7 protein-coding genes are annotated in these 6,701 nt (G+C 65.2%); 5 read left to right on the top strand and 2 right to left on the bottom strand.

Features of this window, described 5'->3' with window-relative positions:
* The first annotated feature begins 876 nt into the window (after nt 1–876).
* The 3 genes from AC1DR1_RS19990 to AC1DR1_RS19980 all read left to right on the top strand — a co-directional run bounded on the left by AC1DR1_RS19990 (nt 877) and on the right by AC1DR1_RS19980 (nt 2,185).
* A complete protein-coding gene (locus AC1DR1_RS19990) occupies nt 877–1,059 on the top strand; it encodes a PspC domain-containing protein (RefSeq protein WP_229992870.1) in 183 nt (60 codons plus the stop codon).
* 284 nt (nt 1,060–1,343) lie between these two features.
* Complete coding sequence (locus tag AC1DR1_RS19985) at nt 1,344–1,787, top strand: hypothetical protein (protein ID WP_364747900.1); 444 nt, start codon at nt 1,344–1,346, stop codon at nt 1,785–1,787.
* 92 nt (nt 1,788–1,879) lie between these two features.
* Nucleotides 1,880–2,185 (top strand): DUF1905 domain-containing protein, encoded by a 306-nt coding sequence (locus AC1DR1_RS19980; protein WP_229992868.1) that lies wholly within the window; start codon nt 1,880–1,882, stop codon nt 2,183–2,185.
* A 43-nt stretch (nt 2,186–2,228) separates the two neighbouring features.
* Here AC1DR1_RS19980 and AC1DR1_RS19975 read toward each other — a convergent pair whose 3' ends face one another.
* Together AC1DR1_RS19975 and AC1DR1_RS19970 are read right to left on the bottom strand one after the other, a co-directional pair.
* The gene (locus tag AC1DR1_RS19975; protein ID WP_229992867.1) at nt 2,229–2,696 is read right to left on the bottom strand and encodes a hypothetical protein; all 468 of its coding nucleotides are present in this window, start codon (nt 2,694–2,696) and stop codon (nt 2,229–2,231) included.
* Between the two features lie 352 nt (nt 2,697–3,048).
* Nucleotides 3,049–3,225 carry a hypothetical protein gene (locus AC1DR1_RS19970; protein WP_229992866.1) on the bottom strand — a complete coding sequence of 59 codons (177 nt, stop codon included), beginning with the start codon at nt 3,223–3,225 and terminating at the stop codon, nt 3,049–3,051.
* A gap of 319 nt (nt 3,226–3,544) precedes the next feature.
* Between AC1DR1_RS19970 and AC1DR1_RS19965 the strand changes: the two genes are divergently transcribed.
* Both AC1DR1_RS19965 and AC1DR1_RS19960 read left to right on the top strand, forming a co-directional pair.
* A complete protein-coding gene (locus AC1DR1_RS19965) occupies nt 3,545–5,380 on the top strand; it encodes an AfsR/SARP family transcriptional regulator (protein WP_476993167.1) in 1,836 nt (611 codons plus the stop codon).
* A gap of 334 nt (nt 5,381–5,714) precedes the next feature.
* On the top strand, nt 5,715–6,212 hold the full coding sequence (locus tag AC1DR1_RS19960) for a hypothetical protein (protein WP_476993166.1): 498 nt from the start codon (nt 5,715–5,717) through the stop codon (nt 6,210–6,212).
* Nucleotides 6,213–6,701 lie beyond the last annotated feature (489 nt).

Raw genomic sequence — 6,701 nt, 5'->3', positions numbered from 1 at the left:
GCGTTCATCCTGAGCCAGGATCAAACTCTCCGTTGAAGTAAAACAGACACAACACGCGCCCCCGGGAAAACGGGATGCACGCACTGCACAAAATTTGAAACCAGCTGTAAAAACCAGACCACACCACGGGGTGGCGCAATCCAGTCAATTCAACCAATCCATATACAATAAATTGGTATCAACAAACTTGGCACACTATTGAGTTCTCAAACAACAGACACACCCGGCACCACCACAACCATTTCGGTCGAGGATCGCTCCGGAGCAACTTTTCAAACTTACCCGATCTTGGGAGTGTTTGCAAATTCGCATTTCTGCGATCTACATTCTCTCAAGAAGGTCCCCACCGTTATTTAGCGCGCAAATTTGCGAACCATTTTCAGGCTGTTTATCAGGGGGGTCGGTCGCTTTCTTTCCGCATCAGCGGCGGCGACTCGAATTACTTTACACGCCGGGAGGACCCCGCACAAATCAGGCGGCGGAGCGGGTGCCATGGGGCAAGAACCCTGAATTGGCGCGGATTACTGGCCCCCGCAAGTCTCCGTCAGGGCGAAGACGCGCACAACAGAGTTTTGTGCACCGCGTCACAGTCCGCAACACTGCCGCCGTCGTGGTCTCGGGGACTCTCCGGCAAGGGGTCAGCGATCCGCTTCAACCCGCTGTTTGGGGTGCGTCGAAGACCAGGGATTCCTCCGGTGCACGGTCAAAGTCCGCAGCTCGTCGACGACAAGGCCTCGTACTGGGGGGAACTCGGCCAATGCGATGATCCGCCCTCGCTCCTGGCCGGATTGCCGGACGGGTTGTTGTCACAGCAGGAAGGGAAGTTTGGGGCCGCAACCTGTTCTCCTGGCGGGGCCACACTGCTACGTTGGCTGGATGCAACAATCTCTCGTCAGGCCCAAGAACAGCAAGATCATCGCCGGAGTCTGCGCGGCCCTCGCGGACCGTCTCGGTGTCTCCAGGACGCTGGTTCGCCTCGGCTTCGTGTTCTTCGGCCTGTTCGGCGTGGGTGAGCTCGTGTACATCGCGTTGTGGATCATCATCCCCAAAGCTCCGTAGTCGAAGGCCACTAGTGGGTGGCGCACGGCGCCGCCCACGACGTCGGCCCGCAGGCGGGTTGTGCTCCTGCTCCGGGCAGTGTTGGCTTCCAACAAGGCCCGTCGGGAAGTCGACCGGCCACGATACGTCTCGGGGGAAGAGGTAGCGGTCTCATGTCATTTGTTCACGGGCGAAGCAGGCACTGGTGGGGCTGGTCGGGATTCGCAGTGGCTGTCCTCATGCTGACCGGCTGTGCTGAGTCCCATTTGCCGAATGTGGCGGACACGCCTGAGGTGCCAGCAGCAGTGTCCACCGCAACCGCGCCCGCGGGCGTGTCTGCTTCAACCGACGCCGACATCAACGTCGACAAGCTTCCAGCCTTCTATCAGCAGGCGATAAAGAAGATTCCGCAGCCGCTTCCCAACGGGGTCGCCTGGCCGGCCAAGGTACCCCCGGGCTTCGACGACCCCAACGTGCATTATGACCCCGCAGGTCGCGGGGAAGCCGTGGCATCAACGTATTGGCTGTGTGCCTGGCAGGGCGAATACCTCGACGCCTTCGAGAGCAGCGAACAGAAGCGGCAGGCTGAAGCGCTGACCATGCTCGATGCCTTCGTCGTCGACCCGTTCTTCACCCAAGTCTTCGTTGACCCCAGTCAGGGATGGAAGCGCGACGTTCTCGACCCCGCAAGAAACGGTGATACGTGGAGGATGAAGTCCCAGCACAGCGATTGCCCGGCGGTCGAATGAGTCCGCCCACTCGTTGATCATCACGGTTGCGCGTTTAGCTAAGGGCCGCCGCGACTACTCAGCCGGCCTCCGCCGCGTGCCATACTCGGAGCGTGACGACGTCGTACGCGTTTCGCGGTGAGCTGTGGCACTACCCCGAGCAGGCCGGCTGGCACTTCATCACGTTGCCGCCGGATCTGGCGGAGGAGCTCAAGGACCAGGCCGCCCCGTTCCGCAAGGGCTTCGGTTCGGTGAAGGTGAGCGCCTGCATCGCCGGGCAGCGTTGGCGGACGTCGCTCTTTCCGGACAGCAAGAGCAACTCGTACCTCCTCCCCGTCAAGAAGGCCATCAGGACCGCGGCCGGCATCCGCGCCGGGGACGAGGTGGACGTGGAAGTCGAGCTGGAGCTCCCGGGCTGAACACGTGTGACGAGCCGCGCGAATGAGCCGGGCGAAGAACGGCTCACCGCGCGGGTGATGCCTCGACAAAGGCCACCTGGGTGGAGTATTGCTGATAGAGCTTGACGGCCTCGTCGATATCGATGTGGCCGAAGTTCAGCGACACCTGCAGCCCCTCCAGCTGGGCACTTGCGGTCTCGGCCGCGCTCACACGGTCCGCCACGGAACGGGACGTGGCAAAATTCGTGGCCAGCGCCGCGGCAACGGAACAGATCACCGCCAGCAGGCACAGCCCTCGCCACACAATTGAGTCGTCGGCCAGGTTGAAGATGTTCGCCACTGCTTCGGTGAACCCCGTGCCCCCGACCGCTGGACCGGCCGCGAACGAGGCGGCCAGCGCGCTGCCCACAATGCTGATGCTCGCCAGGCGCGTGCGCCGCGGTCTTTCCCTGCCGAGGTAGACCTGAAGGTCCCGTTGCTTCTGGTCGATGCGGTTGGACAGCCTCTGCCTCGTATCGGATGTTTCGTCCATGACCTGGTCCCCGGTTCCCTCGCCGATCGTGTCCGCGCGCCTGGAAAGTGGGATCCGACCGCCAGCCGTCCCCGGCTTCACCGGGGTGCCCCCAGCCAGACGGAAGCTCCCGCCCCGTAGCCGCTCCTCCCGAAACGCGCACACGTTTAGAATGCTCCCGCGCCACTGCGAGTGTCTAGACAGTGGGAACCAGACGGCCGGTCAACCACCGACGTCGGCTGCCCACCAAATCGCCGACGTCGGTGTTCCCGGCTGCAGTGGTACCGGCGGCCTCCGCCAGCGCCAGGCGAAGCCACAGGACGACGCGCGGGACCCCCACTTCCGGTGCCGGAAATGGGGGTCGGGCCAGCGGTCAGCTCTGGAGAGACCGCAGGGATGCGTACGGTTCGCTGGGGAGGTTGCCGGCCTTCCACGGGCGCGTTGACCGAATGGGCGGGGTGTGGCCCCTGCCGTCGCGGACGACCGCAACGACTGTGGCGACGGCTGCGAAGACCAAGAGTCCGGCGAGCAGGATGGCGGCAAATTCCATTTGAGAAACACCTCGGGCGAGTGATGGAGCTGGTTGTTGGGGGCGGCTAGTGAGCTGGTGTTGAGGGCAAGCGCCGGGCTGATCCTTGTGGGAGTTACGCGGTGCGGCGCTGGTCCGGAATTCGGTCCTTTTGTGGGGACATGTCCAGTTTGCGCGCGCACCGTGTGAGCCACCGTGTGAGGGTTTTCCGGCCGGATTTCGGCCAGCTACCCGCCCGATTCGGCTCAGTTCAGACACCCGCCGCTCCCCCGCTGACGCCTCACCGCACGCTCACCATCACCCCCTCCCGCACGCCCGCTGGCGGCGTAGCATGACTCATATGGCCGAGACTTGGATTCGGCTCCTCGGTCCGCCCAGGATCGAGTCCGCTGGCACCGCACTCCGGCAGCCCCGGGGCCGCAAGGCCTGGGCTGTGCTGGCCTACCTCGCGCTTCAACCGGGCGGCACCGGCCGGGCCCGGACGGCGGCGATCCTGTTCCCCGATGCCGAGGACCCCCTCGGCGCCCTGCGCTGGAACCTCTCCGAGCTGCGGCGGACCCTCGGCGCGGAATCGGTCGGCGGCGACCCGCTGCGGCTGGTGTTGCCGGTCGGGTGGAACTGCGATGTGATGGCGGCCCTGACTCCCGCCGGCGGCGCCGACCCCCGCACCTTCGACGGCGAGCTCCTTGAGGGTCTCGCCTTCGCGGACTGCCCCGTGTTCGAGTCCTGGCTCGAGGACCAGCGGCACCGGCTCGAGAACTGCGTGCTCACGATGCTGTATGAGGCCTCGCTCGCAGCGCTGGCGGCCGGAAGGGCGGATGACGCCGTCGACCTCGCCACCCGTGCGCTGCACCTGGACCCCTTCAACGCCGACTGCCACGCCGTGCTGATCAAGGCCCTGGTGTCCTTGGGCGAGTACCGGCGGGCGCGGGAGCAGGCCGACAAATGCCGCGAGCTGTACCGCAGGGAGCTCGGGCTCGGCGTGCCGGCGGAGGTGCGCCGAGCGCTGACAGACGCGGCGCCGCCGGCCGAGCCCGGGCTGCCGGCCAGTGGGGCCGCGGTGCGGTCCTACCTCGATGCCGCCGAGGCGTCGCTCTCGGCAGGCTCGGTGGACCGCGGGCTGGAGCAGTTACGCCTCGCAACCGAGATAGCGCAACGTACCGGCGACCATCATTTGCTCGCCGAATCCCTGGTCACGCTGTCCGGGGCGCTGATCCATCAGGCCGGCGGCCGCGGCGCCGAGGTGGCCGATCTCCTGCACCGGGCTTTGAAATCGGAGGGATTGGATCCGGAAGGCCTGCAGTCGGAGATGCGGAACCCCGGGCGGCCGGCCTCGCGGGTGGCGGCGGCCGCGTACCGGGAGCTCGGGTACCTTTCCGTGCAGCGGGGCATTCCGGACCGTGCCGCCGGCTGGCTGGAGCAGGCTGCCCGGGCGGCGGACGGGTTCGACGACGAACGGTCCAGGATCCTGGCCATCCAGGGCATGGCGGCCTCGGACACCGCGCACTACAGCGAGGCGCTGGCGGCACTGGCCGAATCGACGCGGCTCGCCACCGCCGCGGGCGGCCGCCGTCTGCTGGCGTTCAGCACGGCCCTTACCGGCCGGGTGCATCTGCTCCGCGGGGATCTGGAGCCGGCTGCTGAATGCCTGGACCGGGCCCAGGAACTGATCGCGGCCGAGCACTGGACGGCGTTCGAGCCGTTTGTGGCCGGGCTCCGGGGCGAGACCTTCCTCGCCGCCGGCCGGCTGGAGGACGCCGCTCCCCTGATCGACCGCTCGTGGGTGATGGCCGATGTCGCCGGCGACCACTGCTACCTGACCCTGGCCGCCGGGGCCAAAGCCCGGCTCAGCATGGCGCTGAACGACCAGGCCGCGGCCGAGGAGTGGCTGAAGCGTGGCCTCGACACCACCCCCTGGTATCTCTGGTACCGGGCGCGGCTGCTGGACACGGCCGCCGAGGTCGCAATCGACGCCGGCTCCCCCGCCGCCGCGGACTACGCCGACCGGCTGGGGACCATGGCCAGCCGCGGCGCCTTGCGCGAACTCGTGGTCCGGGCGCACTCGCACCGGGCGGTCCTGGGCGACACCGCCGCCGCGGAGACGATTCCGTGGCTGGCCAAGGACATCGACAACCCGGCTCTCAACACGTATCTGGCGCGGCGGGGCCAGCTTTGAGCAGTAGCCCCACCGTGTGGGGGGCGGACGACGGCGGCGCGGAACCGCCGTCGTCGTCGTACTTCTTTTGGAAGCACAGGTGGGTTAAACAGGACGAGTGCCGCGATCCCTTCGTCGACAGCGCCGAGGCGGGACACATGGTTGTGATTCCTGATCGCCCCGAAGTGGGGGGTCCGCTTTTACGACTCGGTTACCCCACAACCCGACCAAATTCACCCCTTGACCTTGCCCTCATGCAAACGACAGTCTTCCTGCGTGCGCACCTGAAATGTTTCACGGTCAGGCAATGTCCCGTTCCAAAATGGGAATTTCACCAACTGCAAAGGAGCAACCCATGAAAGGCTGGCTCGCACCGATTGTCCTCACGGTTGGATTCGTCGCAGGCGCCGGTCCGGCCGTCGCCGCTCCCGATCCAAACAAGCCGACCCCAAACCCCAGGCTGCGGGAGGCACTGGGGTCTGCCTGCCCGGGTTTCGACGTCACGGCCCAACTCACAGGTAAGTCGAAGCTCATCGACCTGCCCGGCGACCGGTTTATTGGGATTTCTCCAGGTGCCACCATCACGCTGACTGGTCCTTCTCCTGCTCTAAGGAGAGTAAGCTACGTCATCACCGGGTCAACTCATATACAAGTCCTGCCCGACGGCAGCCAGGAGATCAGTTCGACCGGAAGGAACCTCATCATCGTTCCCGAAGTAACCTGTAAGCATCCCAAGGGACTTTTCCTTACGACGGGCAACGTCAGCTACGCCCTCAATAAGGACGGAACAGAAAAGAGGCTGTTCTCCGGCTCAGGCAGGGTAACTGACGTCTGCGCGCTGCTCGCACCCTAAACTCCTCCGCCGGACGCAGGCGCTTCCGGCCAAGGGTCGGAAGCGCCCTTCGGCATACGAATCTGGCAACCCAGAAGTGAGAACAGTTGGACAATGACGGGAACTTGGGTCGAAGTCCGGAACGACTCGAGAATCCCAATTACTCAGGTCTCCTTCTCCTCATTTGAACTCCCGAGTTGGGAGCATTACAAGAGTGCTTCCCCAACTGCGGATCTGCATAGGAGAACGCCTACCCCCCTGTCCGGCGGCAGCGGGCTTCCGGTCACCAGCAACATTTCGCCCGGGGAAGCGTTGCGATACAGCGGCGCAGGTTTGCGCCCTCACTACATACACTGAGGTGCACCGATACCGCAGGCGTCACTTGGATAAGGACCACCATGGATCAGGAACAGGGAATAGCGTTAGACACCCGGGGCCGGGTCCACACCCACGTTCTAGCGCAATTTGAAGCAGCGCACGGTCGTCAGGCTTAACCTGTGAACCCCGGGC

The sequence above is a fragment of the Arthrobacter sp. P4_F10 genome (assembly GCF_056401435.1).
The sequence above is the reverse complement of the archived record's forward strand: the minus strand, read 5'-3'. Positions and strand labels throughout refer to the sequence as shown.

Bases quoted from the DNA above. Each gene is read 5' to 3' on its own strand.
- AC1DR1_RS19990 (WP_229992870.1), top strand. From the start codon at position 877: ATGCAACAATCTCTCGTCAGGCCCAAGAACAGCAAGATCATCGCCGGA.
- AC1DR1_RS19975 (WP_229992867.1), bottom strand. From the start codon at position 2,696: ATGGACGAAACATCCGATACGAGGCAGAGGCTGTCCAACCGCATCGAC.
- AC1DR1_RS19970 (WP_229992866.1), bottom strand. From the start codon at position 3,225: ATGGAATTTGCCGCCATCCTGCTCGCCGGACTCTTGGTCTTCGCAGCC.
- AC1DR1_RS19965 (WP_476993167.1), top strand. From the start codon at position 3,545: ATGGCCGAGACTTGGATTCGGCTCCTCGGTCCGCCCAGGATCGAGTCC.
- AC1DR1_RS19960 (WP_476993166.1), top strand. From the start codon at position 5,715: ATGAAAGGCTGGCTCGCACCGATTGTCCTCACGGTTGGATTCGTCGCA.